This window comes from Bradyrhizobium sp. in8p8, assembly GCF_000426845.1.
GTDB lineage: Bacteria > Pseudomonadota > Alphaproteobacteria > Rhizobiales > Xanthobacteraceae > Bradyrhizobium > Bradyrhizobium japonicum_C.
This window is the reverse complement of the sequence record NZ_AUGD01000010.1, coordinates 194780-214873: the sequence shown is the minus strand read 5'-3', so window position 1 is coordinate 214873 and position 20094 is coordinate 194780. Positions and strand designations below refer to the sequence as shown.

23 protein-coding genes and 1 tRNA gene are annotated in these 20094 nt (G+C 61.7%); 6 read left to right on the top strand and 18 right to left on the bottom strand.

The features are described from left to right. Positions 1 to 15: 15 nt before the first annotated feature. The 8 genes from K408_RS38665 to K408_RS0125035 form a co-directional block, all read right to left on the bottom strand. On the bottom strand, positions 16 to 222 hold the full coding sequence (locus K408_RS38665) for a hypothetical protein (RefSeq protein ID WP_024341231.1): 207 nt from the start codon (positions 220 to 222) through the stop codon (positions 16 to 18). Then, a complete protein-coding gene (gene nuoE, locus K408_RS0125065) occupies positions 222 to 833 on the bottom strand; it encodes an NADH-quinone oxidoreductase subunit NuoE (protein ID WP_024341230.1) in 612 nt (203 codons plus the stop codon). The genes K408_RS38665 and nuoE overlap by 1 nt, the downstream gene beginning before the upstream one ends. 10 nt (positions 834 to 843) lie before the next feature. Then, on the bottom strand, positions 844 to 1806 hold the full coding sequence (locus K408_RS0125060; RefSeq protein WP_024341229.1) for an FkbM family methyltransferase: 963 nt from the start codon (positions 1804 to 1806) through the stop codon (positions 844 to 846). Further along, positions 1806 to 3002, bottom strand: coding sequence for an NADH-quinone oxidoreductase subunit D (locus tag K408_RS0125055; protein ID WP_024341228.1), 1197 nt, complete (start codon positions 3000 to 3002; stop codon positions 1806 to 1808). Before K408_RS0125055 ends, K408_RS0125060 begins: the two co-directional genes overlap by 1 nt. A gap of 2 nt (positions 3003 to 3004) precedes the next feature. Then, positions 3005 to 3616: an NADH-quinone oxidoreductase subunit C gene (locus K408_RS0125050; protein ID WP_024341227.1), complete on the bottom strand. Its 612-nt coding sequence runs from the start codon at positions 3614 to 3616 to the stop codon at positions 3005 to 3007. Between the two features lie 11 nt (positions 3617 to 3627). Further along, on the bottom strand, positions 3628 to 4215 hold the full coding sequence (locus K408_RS0125045) for a NuoB/complex I 20 kDa subunit family protein (protein WP_024341226.1): 588 nt from the start codon (positions 4213 to 4215) through the stop codon (positions 3628 to 3630). Beyond that, positions 4206 to 4571, bottom strand: a complete 366-nt coding sequence (locus tag K408_RS0125040; protein WP_008136158.1) for an NADH-quinone oxidoreductase subunit A — start codon at positions 4569 to 4571, stop codon at positions 4206 to 4208. The genes K408_RS0125045 and K408_RS0125040 overlap by 10 nt, the downstream gene beginning before the upstream one ends. Before the next feature lie 692 nt (positions 4572 to 5263). Next, on the bottom strand, positions 5264 to 7516 hold the full coding sequence (locus tag K408_RS0125035; RefSeq protein ID WP_024341225.1) for a TonB-dependent siderophore receptor: 2253 nt from the start codon (positions 7514 to 7516) through the stop codon (positions 5264 to 5266). A gap of 401 nt (positions 7517 to 7917) precedes the next feature. On the opposite strand from K408_RS0125035, the gene K408_RS0125025 reads away from it, so the two are divergent. Beyond that, complete coding sequence (locus tag K408_RS0125025; RefSeq protein WP_024341224.1) at positions 7918 to 8121, top strand: hypothetical protein; 204 nt, start codon at positions 7918 to 7920, stop codon at positions 8119 to 8121. A 160-nt stretch (positions 8122 to 8281) separates the two neighbouring features. Further along, positions 8282 to 8358, top strand: a tRNA-Asp gene (locus K408_RS0125020). Between the two features lie 85 nt (positions 8359 to 8443). Here the strand turns inward: K408_RS0125020 and K408_RS0125015 are convergent. The 5 genes from K408_RS0125015 to K408_RS0124995 form a co-directional block, all read right to left on the bottom strand. Then, entirely contained in the window at positions 8444 to 9601 is a 1158-nt protein-coding gene (locus tag K408_RS0125015; protein WP_024341223.1) for a site-specific integrase, read from the bottom strand. Then, positions 9598 to 9882 (bottom strand): hypothetical protein, encoded by a 285-nt coding sequence (locus K408_RS40395; protein WP_024341222.1) that lies wholly within the window; start codon positions 9880 to 9882, stop codon positions 9598 to 9600. The genes K408_RS0125015 and K408_RS40395 overlap by 4 nt, the downstream gene beginning before the upstream one ends. A gap of 2 nt (positions 9883 to 9884) precedes the next feature. Beyond that, positions 9885 to 10526 (bottom strand): hypothetical protein, encoded by a 642-nt coding sequence (locus K408_RS0125005; protein ID WP_155248619.1) that lies wholly within the window; start codon positions 10524 to 10526, stop codon positions 9885 to 9887. 225 nt (positions 10527 to 10751) lie between these two features. Next, positions 10752 to 11192: a helix-turn-helix domain-containing protein gene (locus tag K408_RS0125000; protein ID WP_024341220.1), complete on the bottom strand. Its 441-nt coding sequence runs from the start codon at positions 11190 to 11192 to the stop codon at positions 10752 to 10754. 15 nt (positions 11193 to 11207) lie between these two features. Next, a complete protein-coding gene (locus tag K408_RS0124995; protein ID WP_155248618.1) occupies positions 11208 to 11507 on the bottom strand; it encodes a hypothetical protein in 300 nt (99 codons plus the stop codon). 463 nt (positions 11508 to 11970) lie between these two features. Here K408_RS0124995 and K408_RS0124990 point away from each other — a divergent pair, with 463 nt between their 5' ends. Both K408_RS0124990 and K408_RS0124985 read left to right on the top strand, forming a co-directional pair. Further along, positions 11971 to 12372 (top strand): hypothetical protein, encoded by a 402-nt coding sequence (locus K408_RS0124990; RefSeq protein WP_024341218.1) that lies wholly within the window; start codon positions 11971 to 11973, stop codon positions 12370 to 12372. Between the two features lie 2 nt (positions 12373 to 12374). Then, positions 12375 to 13103, top strand: a complete 729-nt coding sequence (locus K408_RS0124985; RefSeq protein ID WP_024341217.1) for a hypothetical protein — start codon at positions 12375 to 12377, stop codon at positions 13101 to 13103. Positions 13104 to 13189: 86 nt separating this feature from the next. On the opposite strand, the gene K408_RS0124980 is transcribed toward K408_RS0124985, so the two are convergent. The 5 genes from K408_RS0124980 to K408_RS0124960 form a co-directional block, all read right to left on the bottom strand. Further along, on the bottom strand, positions 13190 to 14845 hold the full coding sequence (locus K408_RS0124980) for a hypothetical protein (RefSeq protein WP_155248617.1): 1656 nt from the start codon (positions 14843 to 14845) through the stop codon (positions 13190 to 13192). A 15-nt stretch (positions 14846 to 14860) separates the two neighbouring features. Next, the gene (locus K408_RS0124975) at positions 14861 to 15466 is read right to left on the bottom strand and encodes a hypothetical protein (protein WP_024341215.1); all 606 of its coding nucleotides are present in this window, start codon (positions 15464 to 15466) and stop codon (positions 14861 to 14863) included. After that, the gene (locus K408_RS0124970) at positions 15460 to 16533 is read right to left on the bottom strand and encodes a phage major capsid protein (RefSeq protein WP_155248616.1); all 1074 of its coding nucleotides are present in this window, start codon (positions 16531 to 16533) and stop codon (positions 15460 to 15462) included. The genes K408_RS0124975 and K408_RS0124970 overlap by 7 nt, the downstream gene beginning before the upstream one ends. Next, on the bottom strand, positions 16530 to 16772 hold the full coding sequence (locus K408_RS0124965) for a hypothetical protein (protein ID WP_155248615.1): 243 nt from the start codon (positions 16770 to 16772) through the stop codon (positions 16530 to 16532). Before K408_RS0124965 ends, K408_RS0124970 begins: the two co-directional genes overlap by 4 nt. A gap of 697 nt (positions 16773 to 17469) precedes the next feature. After that, positions 17470 to 17769, bottom strand: a complete 300-nt coding sequence (locus tag K408_RS0124960; protein ID WP_024341212.1) for a hypothetical protein — start codon at positions 17767 to 17769, stop codon at positions 17470 to 17472. Positions 17770 to 18387: 618 nt separating this feature from the next. Here K408_RS0124960 and K408_RS0124950 point away from each other — a divergent pair. Together K408_RS0124950 and pepT are read left to right on the top strand one after the other, a co-directional pair. After that, positions 18388 to 18702, top strand: a complete 315-nt coding sequence (locus tag K408_RS0124950) for an HU family DNA-binding protein (protein WP_024341211.1) — start codon at positions 18388 to 18390, stop codon at positions 18700 to 18702. Between the two features lie 104 nt (positions 18703 to 18806). After that, positions 18807 to 20057 (top strand): peptidase T, encoded by a 1251-nt coding sequence (pepT, locus tag K408_RS0124945; RefSeq protein ID WP_024341210.1) that lies wholly within the window; start codon positions 18807 to 18809, stop codon positions 20055 to 20057. The last annotated feature ends 37 nt before the right edge of the window (positions 20058 to 20094 follow it).

The following is a 20094-nucleotide window of genomic DNA, read 5'->3' as shown; positions in this document are numbered from 1 at the left end:
ATCAGTGCTTTCCGATCAACGAATGGACTGCTTGTAGGCAAGTCCGGCGGCGCAGACGGCGAAGAACAGCGCCCAGAGCAGACTGGTCTCCTGCGATGCGTTCATGAAGAAGCGCTGCAGCAGGAACATGAACGTGGCCGCCACGACGGCGTGCATCGCGACAAATCCCCACTTCTTCATGGCACCGCTCCCCTGCATTGAAGGCGACGAGAGAGCACGCATCAGGTGGTCTCCTTCAGCGTGGTCGGTCCGGTGATCGGTGCCGAGAACTGGCGGCCATTCTGCGGACCGGGCTTCGGCGGATTGCCCGAAGCAAAACCGTCGAGCACCTTACCGAAGCTTTCCTTGGTCAGATCCTCGTAGGTATCCTTGCCAATCAGCACCATCGGCGCGTTCACGCAGGCACCCAGGCACTCCACCTCTTCCCAGCTGAAATTGCCGTCCTTGGACAGATGGAAGGGCTCGTGATGGATACGGTTCTCGCAGACGTGGATCAGATCCTCGGCGCCGCGCAGGCGGCACGGCGTGGTGCCGCAGACCTGGACATGGGCCTTCTTGCCGACGGGAGCAAGCTGGAACATCGTGTAGAAGGTCGCAACTTCCAGCACGCGGATATAGGGCATGTCGAGCATGTCGGCGATGACGCGGATGGCGGCTTCCGACACCCAGCCCTCGTTCTGCTCCTGCGCCCGCCAGAGGATCGCGATGACGGCGGAAGCCTGGCGGCCGGCCGGATATTTCGCGATCTGCTGCTTGGCGAATGCAAGGTTCTCCTCCGTGAACGCGAAGCTCGCGGGCTGGACTTCCTTCGGTGCTAATCGGCGAACGGACATCTCTAATCTCTCACTGCATGCGGCGCGCGGTTTTCGCGTTCAGGGCATCGATCCTGTCCTGCCAGAACGCGCTTGCGGTGCCGAAAACGTTGTAGCCGACGTGGGTCGAGACCTTGATGCGGTCGAGGATCGACAGCTCGGTCACGGTTTCCATCCGCCTGCTGCGCGGATCGAACACGATCAGCTTCAGCGGGGTCTGTTCCAGGATGTAGCGCGACACCGCATGTGAGCGGTCGCTGCCGTGCTCCTCGCACATGATGACGCTGTCGGCCTGCAGCAGCCGGACGCCGCCCTTGATCGCCTCGATCTCGACGCCCTCGACGTCGAGCTTGATCAGGTACTTGCCACTGGCCGCAATCTTCCCGTCATCGATGAGGTCGTCGAGCGCGATGACCGGCACCTCCTCGCCGCCAGCGGACGGATCGCCAGCGATGCTGAAGGCCTCGTGCTTGGTGCCCGACAGGCGCGCGGTGCCGCGGGCCGAGCCGATGGCGCACTTCATCGTCTCGAAGCGGTCATTATTGACCCGCGCATTGTTGGCGAGCTTCGGATAATTCTGCCCCGACGGTTCGATCGCGATCGCCTTGTGCGCGCCGAACGGCTTGCTCGATACCAGCACCGACCAGTAGCCGTAATTGGCACCGCAATCGAGCAGCGTGTAATCGACGTCGACGGAGTCGGCGAACAGCAGCTCTAGTTCGTCCTCGTAGTGATAGGATCGGTTGAGCAGCTTGCTCCAATATCCGTCACCGTAGGGAAATTCAAACACCGCGTCGGGATTGAGCCTGATCGCGATGTTGCGCTCGGGCAGCGTCTTGCGCAGCAAATTCGCACAAGCGATGTAGCCCATGTGCGAGAAGTGAGAGGAGATCTTCGATCCCGTCACCAGCGCCAAGGCAGCCGTCCGCTCCCACAGGTTGGCCCCTTCCAGGGCCCCCGAGGCGCGGTCAAACTGGATTGGCGCCTGCGCCATCACCGATCGACCTCTCCGAACACGATGTCGAGCGAGCCGAGGATCGCCGAGACGTCGGCGAGCAGATGGCCGCGGCAGATGTGATGCATGGCCTGGAGATGCGCAAAGCCCGGCGCGCGGATCTTGCACTTGTAGGGCTTGTTGGTGCCGTCGGCGACGAGATACACGCCGAACTCGCCCTTGGGCGCCTCGACCGCGGCATAGACTTCGCCGGCCGGCACGTGGACGCCTTCGGTGTAGAGCTTGAAGTGATGGATCAGCGCTTCCATCGAGCGCTTCATCTCGCCACGACGCGGCGGCGCGACCTTGTTGTCGGCGACGACGACCGGGCCTTTCCCGTCGGGCTCATTCAGCTTCTGGATGCACTGCTTCATGATGCGCACGGACTGGCGCATCTCTTCCATGCGGATCAGATAGCGGTCGTAGCAGTCGCCGTTCTTGCCGATAGGAATGTCGAAATCCATCTCGGCATAGCATTCGTAGGGCTGCGACTTGCGCAGGTCCCAGGCCGCGCCCGAGCCGCGCACCATGACGCCCGAGAAGCCCCACTCCCAGGCTTCCTTGAGCGAGACCACACCGATATCGACGTTGCGCTGCTTGAAGATGCGGTTGGCGGTGAGCAGCCGGTCGAGATCGTCGACCACCTTGAGGAAGGGATCGCACCAAGCCTCGATGTCGTCGACCAGCTTCTGCGGCAGGTCCTGATGCACGCCGCCGACGCGGAAGAAAGCTGCGTGCATGCGGCTGCCCGAGGCGCGCTCGTAGAATACCATCAGCTTCTCACGCTCTTCGAAGCCCCACAGCGGCGGGGTCAGCGCGCCGACGTCCATCGCCTGCGTGGTGACGTTGAGCAGGTGCGAGAGGATGCGGCCGATCTCGCAATACAGCATGCGGATCAGCTGGCCACGGCGCGGTACCTCGATGCCGAGCAGCCTCTCGGCCGCGAGGCAGAAGGCATGCTCCTGGTTCATCGGCGCGACGTAGTCGAGCCGGTCGAAGTACGGGATCGCCTGAAGATAGGTCTTCTGCTCGATCAGCTTCTCGGTGCCGCGGTGAAGCAGGCCGATATGCGGGTCGACGCGCTCGACCACCTCACCGTCGAGCTCCAGCACGAGCCGCAGCACACCGTGTGCCGCCGGATGCTGCGGGCCGAAGTTGATGGTGAAGTTGCGCAGGTTCTGCGGTTGCTCGTTCATGATCAGCTCTTCGGCCCCGCTTTTTCATCCCCGGGCAGCGGGTAGTCCGCTCCTTCCCACGGCGAGAGGAAATCGAACTTGCGGAATTCCTGATTGAGGCGGACGGGCTCGTACACCACGCGCTTCTCCTGGTCGTCGTAGCGAACCTCGACGAAGCCGGTGAGCGGGAAGTCCTTGCGCAGCGGATGCCCCTCGAAACCGTAATCGGTGAGGATGCGGCGCATATCGGGATGACCGACGAAGAATACGCCGTAGAGGTCGTAGGCCTCACGCTCGAACCAATCCGCGCCGGGGAACACGTCGATCAGCGAGGGCACCTGCGTGGTCTCGTCGGCTTGCGCCTTGAGCCGGATCCGCGCATTCAGGGTCGGCGACAGGAAGTGGTAGATCACGTCGAAACGCTTCTCGCGATCGGGGTAATCCACCGCCGTGATGTCGGTGATGTTGACGAAACGGCAGTTCGGATCATCGCGAAGGTACTTGACCACCTCGACGATCTTGCTGGTCTCGATATCCACGGTCAGCTGGTTAAAGGCCACCGAGTGACCGGTGGCGGCGCCCGGAAGCGCGCTAACGATCGTCTGCCCCAGGGCGTCGAGCTTGGCGTCGTCCATGACGTAAGACCTTAGCGTTCGATGGTGCCGGTGCGGCGGATCTTCTTCTGCAGCAGCAGCACGCCGTAGAGCAGCGCTTCCGCCGTGGGGGGACAGCCCGGCACGTAGATGTCGATCGGCACGATGCGGTCGCAGCCGCGCACGACCGAGTAGGAATAGTGATAGTAGCCGCCGCCGTTGGCGCAGGAGCCCATCGAGATCACGTAGCGCGGCTCGGGCATCTGGTCATAGACCTTGCGCAGCGCCGGCGCCATCTTGTTGGTCAGGGTTCCCGCGACGATCATCACGTCGGACTGCCGCGGCGAGGCGCGCGGGGCAAAGCCGAAGCGCTCGACGTCGTAGCGCGGCATGGACACCTGCATCATCTCGACGGCGCAGCAGGCGAGACCGAAGGTCATCCACATCAAGGAGCCGGTGCGCGCCCAGGTGATGAGGTCGTCGGTCGCGGCCACGAAGAAGCCCTTGTCGGACAGCTCGGAATTGACCTCGAGGAAGAACGGGTCATTGGCCCCGACCGGCTTGCCGGTCGACGGGTCCAGGATGCCCTGTGGGGCCGGCGCGACGACCGGACCTGTGGATGCGACGGGGTTCAATCCCATTCGAGTGCTCCCTTCTTCCATTCATAGGCGAACCCGACCGTCAGCACGGCGAGGAACACGACCATGGACCAGAAGCCGGTCGCGCCGAGCTTGCCGAAGGCCACCGCCCACGGGAACAGGAACGCCACTTCGAGATCGAAGATGATGAAGAGGATGGCGACCAGATAAAAACGGACGTCGAACTTCATACGGGCATCGTCGAAGGCGTTGAAACCGCACTCATACGCCGACAGTTTTTCCGGGTCCGGCTGCTGGAACGCAACGATGAAGGGCGCGATCAGCAGCACCAGACCAATCAGGCCCGCTACTCCTATAAAGACGACGAGTGGAAGATAGTTCTGAAGAATGCCGCTCATTGACGAGCCCTTTTTCCCGCAGCCTCGGGACAGCCACGGATTCGTCCGATTTGGAATTATTCTGAGCCTTAGCGCAGTGCACCAATGGGTGCAAGACACGCTCTTTTTAGGCCCTTTGCCGCCCCCGGCACGGCGAAAATCCCGGAATCACCCCGCGGCTGGTATGAAGCAGATCGCTGAGCCCAGCAAGGGCAGTCACGGTTTGGCAGGCCAGCAGTTCTGCGATTGCGGCACACCGGGCCGCGGCGGCTACCGGCCACGCGCTGGCCGGCCAGACGCCGGGGGTTCTTTGATGCGGCAGCGCCTTCAGCCGGCAGTGACCGCCGCGAGGTCCGATGCTGCCCTGGCGACATATCTGCCGGGACTTGCGGACCAGCGCGGACCAGAGCGGCCAATGATATCGCTGCAAGAGAAACAGCTATCCACAGCTGTGAGCGACCAGCAGAGCCGTGCGACGGGCCGGGCTCGTCCGGCGAATGCGCCGGCAGGCGCCCCCGGCCGGGCCGCGAGCGCGGCGGCGACTTGGTCAGTCGCTCGCGCCGCGCTCGGATGAGCTTCGGGCCGGGGGGCATTGCCCATGAGCTCATCGATCTCCCGACGGAAGTTCGGCGGTGCCGGCCAGAGACGGGAACCAAGGTGCCCGATCAGTTGGTCGAGCTCTCAGAGTCTTGCCGCCGCGCCCTTGCCTGCCCTCACCACTTGTAGGAAACGCTGGCGGTGACGCGCCGGCGGTCGCCGTAGAAACAGGACGAAGCCGACGCGCAGCTCGCGACATAGACCTTGTCGGTCAGGTTGATCACATTCAGCGCCGTGCGCCAGTTCTGCCATTCGTAATGAAGCGCGAGATCGCCGAGCACGACAGCAGGAACCTCGAGCGTGTTCGCGGTGTCGGCCCAGGACGAGCCGACGTAGCGGACGCCACCGCCGAAGCCGAACCCTGCGAGCGGTCCGTCCTTGAAGGTGTAGTCGGCCCAGCCTGAGACAAGGAGCTGAGGCGTGTTGGTCGGCGTCTTGCCGACCAGCGCCGGATTGAGATCCTTGCTGGTGAAGAGATGATAGGCCGTGAAGGCGCCAATAAACTTTAGCTCCCTCGCCGCATTGGCCACGGCTTCAAGTTCGACGCCGCGCGAGGTCACTTCGCCGGTCTGGTTCTGCAGGGTGGTGATCACCGGGTCGGTGGTCGGCACGTTCTGGCGCTTCAAGTCGAACACCGAAGCTGTGAAGTAGCCGTCAAATCCCCTGGGAGCGACCTTGACACCAATCTCGGCCTGCTGGCCGGTCTCCGGCCGGAACAGCTGGTTTTGGGCGTTGAGGCCGATGATTGGATTGTAGCTGGTTGCATAGGAGACATAGGGCGCGATGCCGTTGTCGAAATTGTAGATCAAGCCTGCCCGGCCGCTGAACCGGCTATCATTGCTATTGGCCAGCGCTGCCCCCGTGTCCCGGGCTTCCTGCGTGGTCTCGACCCAGTCATTGCGCCCGCTCAGCACCAGCGTGAAATTGCCGAGCTTCATCTGGTCCTGGAGGTAGGTGCCCGCCTGTTTCTGCGTGATCAGGAAGTTCCGGAACGGAGCGCCCGTGAGCGGGACATTGATGCCGTAAACCGGATTGAAGACATTGATCGAAGGGACGGTTCCGAAATTGAAGCTCTGGTAATCGTCGATCTGATAACCTTTGAGATCGACCCCGAACAGCATCGTGTGCCGCACCGGCCCCGTGTTGAAGCGATACTCCAGCTGGTTGTCGAGATTGGCCTGGTTCGCGGTGTTCTTCGCATACCAATTGTATCGGCCCATCGTCGCCGTATTGACGTTGTCCCAGCCGTTTCCGATGTAGCCGCGGTACGTCAAGTCGATGTGCGCAAACCGCGCATTCTGTCGGAACGTGAGGTCGTCGGTGAGATTGCGCTCGAACTGGTAGCCGAGCATCTCCTGTTCGCGCGTGAACTTGTCGACGGCGGGATCGCCGACGAAGAAGCTGGTCGGAATCTTGCCGAACGGCGCGTTGGTCACTGTTCCCTGATAGGGCAGGAAGTTGATGCCCCGCGTGTCCGTCCTTGAGGCCGACGCCAGCACCGTGAAACTCGTGTCGGCATCCGGCTTCCAGGTAAACGACGGCGCGATGAAGTAGTTGTTGTCAGGCGTGAAGTCGACTTGCGTGCCGCCGTTCCTGACCTCGCCGACGACGCGGTAGAACAGCTTTCCATCCTGCGGCTTCGTTGCGATCGGCCCGCCGAAGTCGAAGCCGATATAGGCGTTGCCGAAATTGTTGACGCCGGTCTCGATGTAGCGGATCGGCTCGGCGGGCGGCATCTTGCTGATGACGTTGACGATGCCGCTCGGGCTCGACCCGCCATAGAGTACGGCGGACGGACCGCGCAGCACCTCGACGCGTTCCATGTTGGACGGCGGCAACCGCCAGCTCGCATAGGAAGTATAGAACAGCTGCATGCCGTCGAGGAACAGCCCGATATCGTCGGACTTGAAGCCGCGGATCAGCCACCAATCGTTGCGCGTGTCCGCACCGAAAGTTCCGGCGCGCACGCCGGCTGTGTAGCGCAGCACTTCGTCGAGCTTGGTGGGCTTCTGGTCGCGGATCTGCTCGGCACCGATCACCGAGACCGATTGCGGCGTCTGCATGATCGGTGTGTTGGTCTTGGTGCCGGACGAACTGCGACCTGCGACATAGCCGTTCACCGGGCCCCGCGGCGTCTCGACGAAGCCGACATCGCGCTGCTGCCGCGGTCTGTTTCGCTCGGCGGTCTGCACGGACGACCGCGTCGCGCGGCGCTGCGGAGTCGCAGCAGCACGCCTCCGCCCTTCAGGAGCAGTGACGGTCACCGACGGCAGGTTCTGCGCGCCACTCTGCGCCGATGATTGTGCGAGCGATGCCTCCGGCATCAAGACCCAAGCGGATGCGGTCGCCAGCACGGCCGACCGCAGCATTCCAAGACTGTTCAACGCGCCACCCCAAAGCTGCATCTGTCGTCATGCCGTCTGTCCCGAAACGGCATGCGCTTGCGATGACGCTTATGTGAGCGCGCGCGAATTCCCTAATTGAAAGCTTCTTAGAAATACTCTTAGAACCGATCCAATGCATCCGCGCGAGGCTGCGAGATCAGCATGCGCATTCGTCTCCGCCTGGGCCGCCGCGTCACGCTGTTCGCCCGAACCGTCCGCAAGATGCGGCTGATATCGGACCAGCGCCTGAAGCAGCGGGTTTCGGTCGCACGACATCCGCCAAGCAGGAGATGAAACCATTTTGCGGAACCGGCGAAACCATCCGGAAACAGATCGTCCGTAGAAGAGGAGCCATAGACGGCGGCGAAGCCCGTCGGGAGGCTCAGATGAACCACTCAATTCACTCTGCTGATCGTGCGACCCACCTGAAGATCGTGGTGGTGGCGCTGGTGGCGGGTACCCTCGTGGCCGGCTTCGGTATCGCAGCCCGCACCCATGCCGACTACAGCCAGACGGCCCAGTCCACCCAGGTAATCAAGGCCGGAAAGCCGGTGGTGGTGACCAGCGCGGCGACCTCGGAAATTCGCTGAAGCACCCTGTTCCGGGCTGACCATTGGCCGCCTCCCGGGCGGCCTTTTCGTTTTCCAGAGCAAGTGTTGGCCGGGACGGGCTGGCGAAGCGCAACGTCCTTGACTTCACCATGTCCCCCCTTTAAGTCCCCCCTCGTTCCGCGCGCGTCCAGCGAACCACGCGGGAGTAGCTCAGTTGGTTAGAGCGCCGGCCTGTCACGCCGGAGGTCGCGGGTTCGAGCCCCGTCTCTCGCGCCATTTTTCAATGGCTTAGCGTCCTCAGGGGTCGGAGTTCCAACTTTCCGGCCCGGCGCGTTCCAACTTTTGGTCTGTTTTCGTTCGGTCATCGCAGCGCTCGACGCCCTTTCCGGCGGGCCGCCGCGACCTGATTGATGGTGGCGACCGTCACCGGAACATAGGTTGCGAACAGCTGATTCGAGGCCGATAGGGTGTTGCCCATGGCATGCGACAACGCCGCCGGCGTTGCCTCGCCCGTGATCGCCTCCACCGCGCCCGACCGGCGGAAGTCATGGCCGAGCATGCGACCTTCCAAAGGACCGAACTCGGCCGCCCGAACAACCCGGAAGTCATCGCCGAGCGTATCCTTGGAATAGGGCGCGCCTGACCGGTTGCGGAAGATGTAGGCCTCGCCCGTGAGGCTAACGCCAAGCTTATCGAGATAGGCCCCTAAAAGCCGCAGAGAGCGCGCGCTGAGCAGGCCCCCGACCGGTTTGCCGGTCTTGCCGCGCTCAGTAAAGAACAGCGTGCCATCCCCCACAGTCGCCATCTGGCTGGCCCTCAAGGCGCGCACGTCGCCTGGTGACATCTGTGTATCCCATGCGACACCGATGACCGCGGCAAGCCCATGGAAGCCCATACGCCAGGCGCGCTTGGCGAGCCGCGCCGCTTCGCCTTCGCTCCAGCGCTGATCCCGCCCGGGTGCCGCCGAATTGCGGACAGCGAGGGACGGATCGGCATCCCGCACGCAATAGCCGAGCGCCGCTGAAACCTTCCAGAGCGCGCGCCAGATCTTTAGAGCTCGGTGCGCCTCGCGAAGCGACACGGTTTCCTCAATCGCCTTGCGCCAGGCCGAGACGTCGTCAAGCCGCACCGTGCGCGGATCACAATCGCCGAAGATCGGCTTGATACGTTTCCAGCCGCGCCACCAATCCTCACGGGTCCGAAGAGCCTTTCGGCTCCATTCCTCAGTGCGTCGGTAGCGACGAAAGGCCTCGCCGAGCGAACGAGGAGGATAAACTGTTAGCTCCTCGCTCTGCTCGAATGACAGATTGCTTGCCGACACCATCGCCGGCGCCGGCGCGGCGCCCGTGCGCGTCGCATCCCAGCGCTGATTCCATCGCTCGGCGGTTGCCCACGCTGTCGGCCCGTCAGGACCGCACGGCACGTTGCCGAAACCGAGCGCGCGCATCTTCTTGGTCGGCTCCCAGAAGCCGCGCCCGTTGCGCCGAACTGAATAGTGCCTGATGGTGCGCTTGCTCATGACTTGCGCTGCCTCATCGCTTCGATGCGATCTCTGGCAACCGTAGAGGCGTCGACGGGGCCAAACTCGCCGCCGGCCGCGAAAAGATGCGGGTGACGACGCCGACGCCAGGCATCGATTGCGTCGATATCGAAATTGCCCGTGTCGGGGTCCGGCTTGGGAAAGCCCCGTGCGATCAAGTTGGGGAGAGCAGCAACGAACGCATCCACCATTAGCCCAAGACGCCGCGCCGCTTCCGCTGGCGGTACGTCTCCCGGCTGAACGTGAAAGCGAATAGCCACCGCTATTTCCTTACCGCTCTGCGCTTGCCGGACACAGTGGCGCTCGCGACCATTCGCCCGGCACTTGATCTCGCTTCAGCTTCCGCCTTGCGCAGATCCGAAAACTGTCCGATCCAGCGAGAGCGCTCGCCCTGTGCGTTTTCGAAGTCAACGTCATCGATGACTACCGTGCCGACGACGAGGATAAGATTTCGCAGATCGATCAGTATGGAGAAGCCCTGATTGAGAGCTACCCTCACCGAGGTCTCAGCCTCGATCAGATGCACAAGGGGTGGTTCGTCGGCAGTCAACTTAAGGCCGAGGATTGAGTTGCTCTTTGCAATCCGATACGCGACCGCAAGGAAAACGTCTTGCATGTTGTCCGGATGCGCCTCGTCAGAAGGAAAGTCGCATATTGTCTCTAGAATAGGCGCACAGGCCATTGCCGCATCGACTGCCGACTGTGCCGCAATCCGGCGCTTAGTTAGATCGGCGACGATCCAAGCAACGAACATGTCGACGATCGAAAACTTGTTCCACACACCCGAGTTCTGCGTCTCCGGAAAAAGGCCATTGCGCGTGCGCCAAGAGCGCAGCGTTTCCGCTGAGCAACCGGCTGCCTTGAGCAACGTCGCCGGATAAAATCTTTTGGTCGTTGCGGACAAGGATGGGGAGCCCTAGGATAAAAATCGTGAAGACTGTACACGTTCCCTAGAAGCCGTGCAAGTGTCCGGGTTTTGACTTATGCACACCGCTGGCGCGCCGCGATCATTTTCCCCCGCTCCCCCTCGCAGAGGCGGGCGGCGATTTGCAACCCTCGAAGCTCCCAAAAATAACGGGGCTGGAACGATCCAGCCCCGTGAATGTCGCTTTGCGATGCGAGCCGCAGATCAATGCCGCAGCGCGGCTTCTGCGGCTTCGAAAATGTCGTCAAGCCGAATGCCGTAGCGCCTTGCGAACTGACAGAGCGGAAACGTCAGCCGCCCGCGCCCGGTGTTCTCGTAGTTGCGCCAGGTCTCGACGGACCGTTCTGCCGCGGCGGCCGCGTCCTCAATCGAAACCCGCGCCTTGACCCGTGCCTCGAAGAGGGCCCGACCGAAGGCGAGGTACCATTCGTCATCGCGACCGTACCGTCGCTTCCCCTCCGGCGGCGAAACGCGACGTTCGGGACCTGGGAATGCGATAACCGATGCCTCGCCGATCGGCGCTGCCGGCGCCATCTCCGCGAGCTTCCTATTGATGCAGTCGTTGATGTAATCACGGTCACTCTGCGAGATGCCGTGCGGGTTGGGCGTCCGGCGCGAGCCGGGGAATTGGACGACGTTCGACATGACATCGGCCCTCCCTCAGTTCACGGTCGAGCTGTAGCGCAGCGCCACCGTGGCGGCCGTGCCGGCGTCGTTCGGCGCCTCCAGCAGCTGGGCGGCGATCTCGGCCAGCACTTCGGCCGGCAGCACCAGGCGGGTCACAACGACGCGTAGAGGGGTCTCCGGGGCGCTATTCTCGGGCACGGCAAAGACCAGCCTCCGGGCGGAGCCGATGCGCTCGATGCGCACCAAGGACGTGCAGAACACGTCCGGCAGGGTAATGGGCTCAACGGTCTCGACTTCCCGCCTGGGCGGGAACATGGGGCGTTCTAAGGTCATGGTTTGAGGCTCGCGGTTCTAAACCGGCTTCTCAGGGCCGGGCGCCAGCGGCGGGCTGGCACCGGGAGGCTGAGAACACGTCCGCGAGAACGTGCGCCACGACCTTTCCCGAAGGTCTTGTATAGCCGTGGCACTCCCGGCATAATGAGCCGGTCGCCGCCCACGGCAAATGGGCGCGGTACTATTTTCGGCGGGACATGAGGCCCGGCAAGGCCGATGGCCCGCCTATCGCGGATGAAGCGCAATCCCCGGCAAGGGACCGCTTCGGGAGTTCTCAGGCTCCGCGACCATTCTCAACTGATTTGCGAGCCGGCATCAACCCCATTCTTGGGGCGGCTTTCGCGCGCCTCCATCGAGGGCGTTCTCTTTTCGGTCCACTGGTTCGCATCGGGTACCAATGCGGCGCCCGTATTGCCCTCCCGCATCGGTTGCGGTTTGATGGGCGGACACCGGGGGCAGGATTATGCGCAGATGGGGTTTCGCTGCGGTTGCGGCGCTGGGATTGTCCGCGTGCCAGACGGATCAGGCAGCGGCTCCCGATCGACCGCCGCCCGACGCAAAAGCCGCCGTGCTCGCCAACAAGGGGCAACTCTGGAAAGACCCCGACAGCATCAAGGCCGCCAGTATCACCGCCCCGCGCCGGCACATGGGCTTTATGTGGCACGTCTGCGTTCGCGCGAACGCCAAGAACGCTTTCGGGGGCTACACCGGCGAGAAGGATATGCTTGTCGGAATGTACGACGACGGCAAGCCGCCGAACGTCATCATGGCCGATGCAACCGGCTATTGCGATTATCCGCACGAACCGTTTCCGGAATTAGAGGGCGGCTACAAGGCGCCCGCTCCAGCGCGCCCGAAAGTGTAGCCATGACGGCGGTACACCTGTTTCGCATTTCAGCCGACATGACCGAAGACCATGCAAATTCGTTTACGGCGATCAATCATGAAATCGTAGAGCTCGCCGGGCGACGCCGGCAGACAATTTCAGTGTCGGGTCATTTAGCTCGATCGAAGATCGCATGGAAAATAGAAACCTTCGCTGAAGCCGTTCTCTACCGCCTTGTCGCTCTCGCAGAAGGCACGGCGCTTTCGTGGAACGCCGCCATCCCTCTGCCAGCATTCCTTTGCACGCGCGCAATCGTCGAAACGGTTGCGCTACTCGTCGACTTCGAAGCACGGACGGCCAAGTTGCTCGAAGCAGAGGATCTGAAGGGGCTCGATGAGCTTACCATGAACAGAATATTCTCCAGCCGCGATGAAGAGTGGGTGCGTGCTGAGCCGAAGTTCAAAACCGTGAACGTTATGACGCACATAGAGAAATTAGATAGGCTCTTGCCTGGGGCGCTGGGTCATTACGAACGACTGTCCGAACGATGCCATCCAAATTGGCTGGGGCACCACGAAATGTTCGCGTCGACGGATTACAGAAACGGGACAGTGACTTACGATTCATCAAAAGCGATGAAAGACGGCACTGCAATTATCGCCGGCTTGACGCTTCTGGGCGTAGTAGAACACTGTCTCCGACAACTGAGGCAGCTTTCTGAGAAAGTCTCAGAGTTGCACCATCGGGTCCGCCCATCGCCGCTAGATTAACTCAATTTACTCGGGCGCTGCTGGCGAATGTTCTCGTCCAGAACGTTCGCCTCCGCGTGAGGCCACCTCACCGCGCTCGGCATGCGTCAACCCTCCACGGTGCCAACAAAGTAGGTACGGGCCTCTGCGCCACTTACAGTTTTTGCGCCAGCACCGCCGATGTTAACCCAAAGCTCAAAGTAGTCGCCGCTGGCGGCACGGGCCATCATCTCGCCGTGCATTCCAAATCCGCTTGTTCCTGAAACATTGACAACATCGATCACCCCAAGAAGTGCCCCGTTCTTATAGATGCCAAGAAGCCCTTGCGCCTGGTCGACTGCGCCAACTGAGACATATACAGTTGCGGACAATGTAATCCGACCTGGAGGGGGCGACCACCTATTGTTCGTAGTATCGAACCGCCCCTCATCATTCAGACTGGCGTTATTGAACGCGACCTTCGTCCAGGTCGCCGACGCGATCGATCCTTGATCAACCCCGTTGAGATCAGCAATGAAGGTACTGCCTTCCACTCCGAAGCCGCTGTAGCGCGCTTGCCCGATGTGGTCGAAATGATCCCAGACGATACCCTTTCGGCGAACGACGCAGGTCTGTGCGTCTGCGTTTGCACCAGACAGTTTGAAGGCAGTGATCGGATTATTCCCTGACGTCGCCCGGATCACGGCGCCGTCCACTTCGACATTCCGAATTACGGAGCTCGCGCCGTCCAGTTCGAACTGGCTCATCGCAACATAGGAATCGTTATTGTAGATCTGGATGTCTCGAAACTTGCCGCGGGAGAGACCTGAGCAATACAACCCCTTCTTCCTGTTGTTCTCCAGCACCAGAGCGTCGTGAGCGACGGTGTTAGACAGGCCAGACGCGCCCTCGATGTAGACGCCGCAGTTCTCGTTGATGACCGCCGCAGTATTGTTGCCGCGCCAGACTTGCCCCTTCCAGCGGATGCCGCCCGACGGCGGCGGACTGATTACCGATGCGGTGCCGCAGCCCTGCACAAATACCTGATCGGTCTCAAAGAACGAGAACTCGTTCGCGCCGACATTGGCCGAGCGCAACTCGCAATCGATGCCCCAGCCCTTACAGTTCTCGATACGCACATGGCGCATCGTGACCATGTTTGGCGCGTCCCGATCGCCCGCTGTCGAATTCGGGACCGTGATGTGGACGCCATCCTTGGTCATGCCCTTGATCCACAGACGCTCCATTATGACCTGATATGCGCGGCGAATGCGGATTCCAACGCTCGCGGTCGGCGACGTCGTGTTGATGATCGAGAAATCGTGCAGGTGCACGAACTGCTGGAACTTGTTGATGGCGTTCGTGTCGATGTCGAGGAGCGGATTTGTGACGCCATAGGTAACGCTGCCACTCGCCGTGGAGCTCGGCGCCGCCGTATGATGGAAGGTGAAAGTGTTCGTGGTGACCGACTCGATCATCCACGTGCCGTCGAACGACAACCCGCCTACCGCCGCTGATGCGCCATAAATAGTCAATTGACTTTCAGCCGCCAGCCCATGTGCTTTGCGAGTGACGGTGACGATACGGCTCCCGATAGTTACCGCAAACGTGTCGGTATGGGCGGTGGCACCAGCCCGGTTGTCGAAGACGGTCTTACCCGGACCATCGCCGAACAGGTAGAGCCCTGTCCCAAAAACGCTTGAAGGCGACGTAACGTGAGGACACGATGATCTGAAAAGATAGGTTCCCGGTCCCGGAAGGAAGCGCGGGAGATTTTCGGACACCCCCCCCGGGTGTTTTCAGCCCTTCTCGTAGAACCCTTCGACGAAAAAGCCGTACTCTTCGATTGGCATCACGCCACCACGATCAAGGACATGTAACTGACCTTCGATCGGAAGCAGCAACACAGCATGTCGCTCCGTGCCCTTGAACCCGGTCATAACCACGCCACCGAGGTGCTTCTGCAACCACAGTGCTTTGCCTTCGCAATTGCCATGCAAGTTGGGGAAGCCCGTGTTGCTGTTGCGGCTGTACGAAGCGCGCCAAGCTGCTTCGCATAGCTCACGTGCACGCTGCATCGTAACTTCGTCAGTAACACGCTCGACGTGACGAACCGAACCATACCCATCAGCCGGCGCTCTCGCTGCGGGCTGACGACGCTCAGCGGCTCTTTGCCCTTCTTCCTTTCGTCGCAAGGCCTCGCGCTCGTATTCGGCTGCGCGAGCGACCACGTCGGGGTCACGCTCGATGGGCTCCGGGCGGCTGAGGATCTCGCGAGCCCTCGCAAGCACGCGGGCGCAATGGGCATCCGGATCGGTGGTTTGGTCGTCGGCGTGCTCGCCGTCCACCGCCGGATGCCCATGCTCGCGCTGCCCGCGCCCGCGAGGACTGAAATAGTTCACCACGTTGCACCATCGAGATAGGCAACCGCTGTCGATCGCCGTTTCGCGAACGCCAGCTCGTGGATCACGCGCACGGCGATCGTGGCCGTCTGCCAGAGTGAGCGTACCGGATCGGCCGTGGTCGGGCCGGTGTCGCTGACTATTTCCAACGGCGTGTCGCTCATGTGGAGCAAGGCGTTCGTTGAAATGTCGATTTCAGGCGTGGTATCGACGGACACCAGGAGCGCGGGGCCGTCCGCCGCAATGACGCGGTCTATCGGCACCGCCGCGCTCGGCACGATATCGAGCGATGCCGAAAGAATCGGGTCGAGGATGCGAAGCCTCGCGAAACGCTTCGGGTTGACGACGAAAGTCACCGCGCCGCTACCGCCGTCTGAAACGGCGTCGGCCAAGTCCATCAGATCTTGCCTGGCATTCTCAACCGCACCGCCACCGCTGACAACGCCGGCGCCCGCGACGACACCATCCAGCAGCCCGGCATTGGCTGCGCTGCTTGCAGCGGTCGTCGCGAAGAACGCGGCATCGAGGCCCGCCGCAACGTCCTCGCGCAACATGGTTTCCATGATCGCGTCGGCATCGCTGCGCTTCGACAGCTCGCGCGACCATGCGACGATGCTCGCCAGCTTTTTCGGCGGCCCGATCGGCACATTGAGAAAGTTCGACGAGCTCAACGGAATGGGGCCGCCTTCCTCCACCCATGCCGGCGTGGCCGCGCCGCTCGGCCTCACGGGGTATGAAGTTGCGTATTCCGCGTTGGTCAGTGTTGCCTTCAAAGCCAACTCGATGAGCCGCGCCGCGCCGGAGTATGGCGCCAGCGAGACCAGGAAGCTGCGCCAGGAGTTCTGCAAAAGCCCGGCGCCCCAATCGGTCGTGGTCCCGAGCGGAGCATTCGCGCGCTCGATGATTGCCAGTGTCGTCTTTTCGTCGTCGGCCACAAAATCGCGGACATCGCGACCGGTGACCTTGGCTTGCGCCTTCGCAAAGACGGCGCGAGGGAAATGTTTGTGGGCCGCGTCGGTGCGCGAGCGAAGGGTGATTGGGTTGGGTCTCTGTGTCATGGCCGGGATCAAACACTTTCCGGGCCGCGTTGTATGTCCACGCGTGACAACATGTGCTCGAAGTAGTCGCCGAGCGCGGCTTTGATCGCCACCGCGATCTCGGCCCTGTCTTCGCTTTCGGTTTCGAGCAATCGGCCCAACGCGATGAGGGCGGCGATTTCCTCGTGAGAAACCTCGACGGGCACCACGACCAGGTTGAGCGCCTCTCGGCGCCGCTGGCGCTGCTTTCGAATGGTGGAAGGGCTCGCCATCAGCGCCATCCCGGCCGCTGAAAATAAGTTTTCAGTTCGTTCCTGATCTCTTGCGATGGTTTGCGATGGTTTAGCGATAGTCTAGGAGAGGGTTTGAGATAAAGAAGACTGTATGATTTCAAATACTTCAGTGTGAAGCGCGATAGTGGAGAGGGTTTTTCGCTATACGCGCATAGAAATCTTGTTCGGATCGAGTGCTTGAATGATCTGGCGAACTGGGGCGTCCGCCTCTCCCGAATTATTCTATACGCGCGCGCGAAAACTCTCTCTACCCTCGCGCTTGACCGACAAGCCATTGCCTGAGCTTGCAGAATTGTTCCGCGATGGTTTTTTCGAACCATCGCCAAACCCTCTCTACCCTCGGTGCCATTTCGGCAACACTCCTCGACGGGAGGATCATCGGGAGGATGATGGGAGCTTGAATGGTTGCCGGTGCAACCATCGTTCGGAAAATAGAAAGTAAAATCAAAGACCGTGGGAGCTTGATCTAAAAATGGGAGGATAGGGAGCTTGTTTACGCGCACATAAGAGCGATCAACATCTCTGCTACGGTGTCGTCCGCGCGCGCGCCCGCGCGCACGTGTGACATGTGACAATAAGCTCCCGCATCCTCCCACGCGTTGATCTGATTGACGTTTATGCTCCCGATGCCATCTTCCCGTGGGAGGATGGCAAGCTCCCGAAAGCATGCACGCGTTCATTTCGCGTCACCCGACAGCCTGACACCGAGCCACCAGACCGTGTTCGAGTGAAATTTCTGATAGCCAAGCCGCTTGAGTGTTCGCGAGAATTGCGTGTGAGAGATGGGCTCGTCACCGTGTCCAAGGCAGATGCCTCGGTAGTGCTCATAGAAAACTGACGACTGAACTCGCGAGCCCGGCGATGCGACGACGTGCGCCTTCAGGTAGGACTTGAAGGCGCCTTCGTGTTCAGGGGTGAACGAGAGCGTGCTATGTTGCTTCGCCGTCCGGCTGATCGAGCCGATCAGCTCGGCCAAAAACTTCTGTCGAGCTGCTGCGCCGGCCGCCGACCATGCAGAGCGAAGAAATTCCAGCTCTCCCCTCGATCGCCGCGATAGCCCGGCCGTGCGCGAGGGTTTCGGGAGCTTGCCTCGCTCTGCCGCCTGCAGGGGGGCGCGGGGGACGGCGCCAAGCGCTGAGAGTCTCTTACTCATCGCGCGGCGCCTTCGGCGGAATGACGCGTGCGAAGCTGCATGTTGGCTCGTCGGCGAGCGACCAGCCAAGTAGAAGGTAAAGCTCAACGTCTGTGATTGGGATCAGCATATTGGCGTTCCAACTTCTGGGGAGAAGCCACCGCCTTTTGACGGCGGGAAAGTTGGAACGGCCCTTGATCTAACTAGCGTAAGGGATGGCCTGTCACGCCGGAGGTCGCGGGTTCGAGCCCCGTCTCTCGCGCCATTTTGGCAATCCCATCATAGTCTTAGCCTGATTTCTTCGGCGCGCATGCATCTTCGCGCGTCATTGCGGTGCCAAGCGGGAACTCTCGGCATAGTCAGCTCGCGCTCGAATCGTCTACCCCTTCCAGGACTTAATGGGTCTCCCCACGCGTTCCGGCTTTTCCGGGGCTTCCCTGCCATTGGATTGAGGAGGCAGTCATGGCCAAGAAGGATTCGGCAAAGAAGACAGCCGCGCCTGCCACCGTCACGCTCAAGCAGCTCGCCGCTGACATCGCGGAGCGCCGGGACCTGTCGAAAAAGCACGCCGAGGCCGTGCTGACGGACATGGTCGAGCTGATCGTGAAGCACCTCAAGAAGGGCGACCGGGTCCGCATCGTCGGCCTCGGCATCTTCCAGGTCCGCAAGCGCGCCGCCCGCACCGGCCGCAATCCTGCCACCGGCGAAGCGATCCACATCAAGGCAACCAGGAAGGTCGCCTTTCGTCCGGTCAAGGAGCTGAAAGAGGCGATCTGACCGCTTACACTTCGTTAAGGCTGATCAAACCTCCGTCCGGCCGCATCCGGCTCGCTTTTCTGATATACCGCCAGCTTCCCCAAAGACCCGGCGGTTGACCAGAAATGTCCTCCCTCTCCTTTACGCACACCGTGACCGAGCGCTTCCTGCGCTACGTCACCATCGATACCCAGTCCGATCCGGAATCCCCCACCTCGCCATCCACCGAGAAACAGAAGGATCTCGGCCGCGTGCTCGCTGCCGAGCTGAAGGCCATGGGCGTTGAGGACGCGCATCTCGACGAATACGGCTATGTCTACGCAACGATCCCGGCGAACACCGACAAGAAGGTGCCGGTGATCTGCTTCTGCTCGCACATGGACACTTCGCCGGATGTCACCGGCAAGGACGTCAAGCCGCAGGTCGTGAAGAATTATCGCGGCGGCGACATCACGCTGCCGGGGGACAGCAGCCAGGTGATCCGCTTCGCCGAGCACCCCGCACTGAAGAACCAGATCGGCAACGACATCATCACCACCGACGGCACGACGCTTTTGGGGGCCGACAACAAGGCCGGCGTCGCCGAGATCATGGATGCCGCGCATTTCTTCATCAACAATCCCGACGTGAAGCACGGCACCATCAAGATCCTGTTCACGCCGGACGAGGAGATCGGCCGCGGCGTCGACAATGTCGACCTGAAGAAGCTGGGCGCCGATTTCGGTTACACCATGGACGGCGAGAGTGCGGGCTGCGTCGAGGACGAGACCTTCTCGGCCGACGGCGCCACCATCACCATCAATGGCGTCAGCGCCCATCCCGGCTACGCCAAAGGCAAGATGGAGCACGCAATCAAGATCGCGGCGGCCATCATCGAACGCCTGCCGAAGGAAGGCTGCTCGCCGGAGACGACCTCGGGCAAGCAGGGCTTTCTGCACCCCATCGGCATCGAGGGCGCGCTCGAACAGGCGACGCTCTCCTTCATCGTGCGCGACTTCACCGAGGAAGGTCTCAAGGAGAAGGAGGTCCTGCTCGAGACCATCGTCAAGGACGTGATGAAGGATTATCCGCGCTCGACCTACAAGTTCGAGGTCAAGGAGCAGTACCGCAACATGAAGCAGGTGATCGACCGTCACCCGCACGTTCTCGAATACGCCATCGAAGCCATCCGCCGCGCCGGCCTGCGCCCGATGCGCACAGCGATCCGCGGCGGTACCGACGGCTCGCGGCTGTCCTTCATGGGCCTGCCCTGCCCCAACATCTTCGCCGGCGAGCATGCGTTTCATTCGCGGCTCGAATGGGTCAGCCGGCAGGACATGGAAAAGGCGGTGCAGACCATCGTGCATCTGGCGATGATCTGGGAGGAGCGGGCCTGAAGCTTCCCCGCAACCTTATGGCCGGGCTGGGCCCGGC

Excerpts from the sequence above, each read along its gene's own strand:
- K408_RS0125040 (WP_008136158.1), bottom strand. The coding sequence starts at position 4,571 with ATGAGCGGCATTCTTCAGAACTATCTTCCACTCGTCGTCTTTATAGGA.
- pepT (WP_024341210.1), top strand. The coding sequence starts at position 18,807 with ATGTCCTCCCTCTCCTTTACGCACACCGTGACCGAGCGCTTCCTGCGC.
- nuoE (WP_024341230.1), bottom strand. The coding sequence starts at position 833 with ATGTCCGTTCGCCGATTAGCACCGAAGGAAGTCCAGCCCGCGAGCTTC.
- K408_RS0125015 (WP_024341223.1), bottom strand. The coding sequence starts at position 9,601 with ATGAGCAAGCGCACCATCAGGCACTATTCAGTTCGGCGCAACGGGCGC.
- K408_RS0125055 (WP_024341228.1), bottom strand. The coding sequence starts at position 3,002 with ATGAACGAGCAACCGCAGAACCTGCGCAACTTCACCATCAACTTCGGC.
- K408_RS0124985 (WP_024341217.1), top strand. The coding sequence starts at position 12,375 with ATGACGGCGGTACACCTGTTTCGCATTTCAGCCGACATGACCGAAGAC.
- K408_RS0125000 (WP_024341220.1), bottom strand. The coding sequence starts at position 11,192 with ATGTCGAACGTCGTCCAATTCCCCGGCTCGCGCCGGACGCCCAACCCG.
- K408_RS0124995 (WP_155248618.1), bottom strand. The coding sequence starts at position 11,507 with ATGACCTTAGAACGCCCCATGTTCCCGCCCAGGCGGGAAGTCGAGACC.
- K408_RS0125035 (WP_024341225.1), bottom strand. The coding sequence starts at position 7,516 with ATGCTGCGGTCGGCCGTGCTGGCGACCGCATCCGCTTGGGTCTTGATG.
- K408_RS0124965 (WP_155248615.1), bottom strand. The coding sequence starts at position 16,772 with ATGGCGAGCCCTTCCACCATTCGAAAGCAGCGCCAGCGGCGCCGAGAG.
- K408_RS0124990 (WP_024341218.1), top strand. The coding sequence starts at position 11,971 with ATGCGCAGATGGGGTTTCGCTGCGGTTGCGGCGCTGGGATTGTCCGCG.
- K408_RS0125045 (WP_024341226.1), bottom strand. The coding sequence starts at position 4,215 with ATGGGATTGAACCCCGTCGCATCCACAGGTCCGGTCGTCGCGCCGGCC.
- K408_RS38665 (WP_024341231.1), bottom strand. The coding sequence starts at position 222 with ATGCGTGCTCTCTCGTCGCCTTCAATGCAGGGGAGCGGTGCCATGAAG.
- K408_RS0125060 (WP_024341229.1), bottom strand. The coding sequence starts at position 1,806 with ATGGCGCAGGCGCCAATCCAGTTTGACCGCGCCTCGGGGGCCCTGGAA.
- K408_RS0124950 (WP_024341211.1), top strand. The coding sequence starts at position 18,388 with ATGGCCAAGAAGGATTCGGCAAAGAAGACAGCCGCGCCTGCCACCGTC.
- K408_RS0125025 (WP_024341224.1), top strand. The coding sequence starts at position 7,918 with ATGAACCACTCAATTCACTCTGCTGATCGTGCGACCCACCTGAAGATC.
- K408_RS0125050 (WP_024341227.1), bottom strand. The coding sequence starts at position 3,616 with ATGGACGACGCCAAGCTCGACGCCCTGGGGCAGACGATCGTTAGCGCG.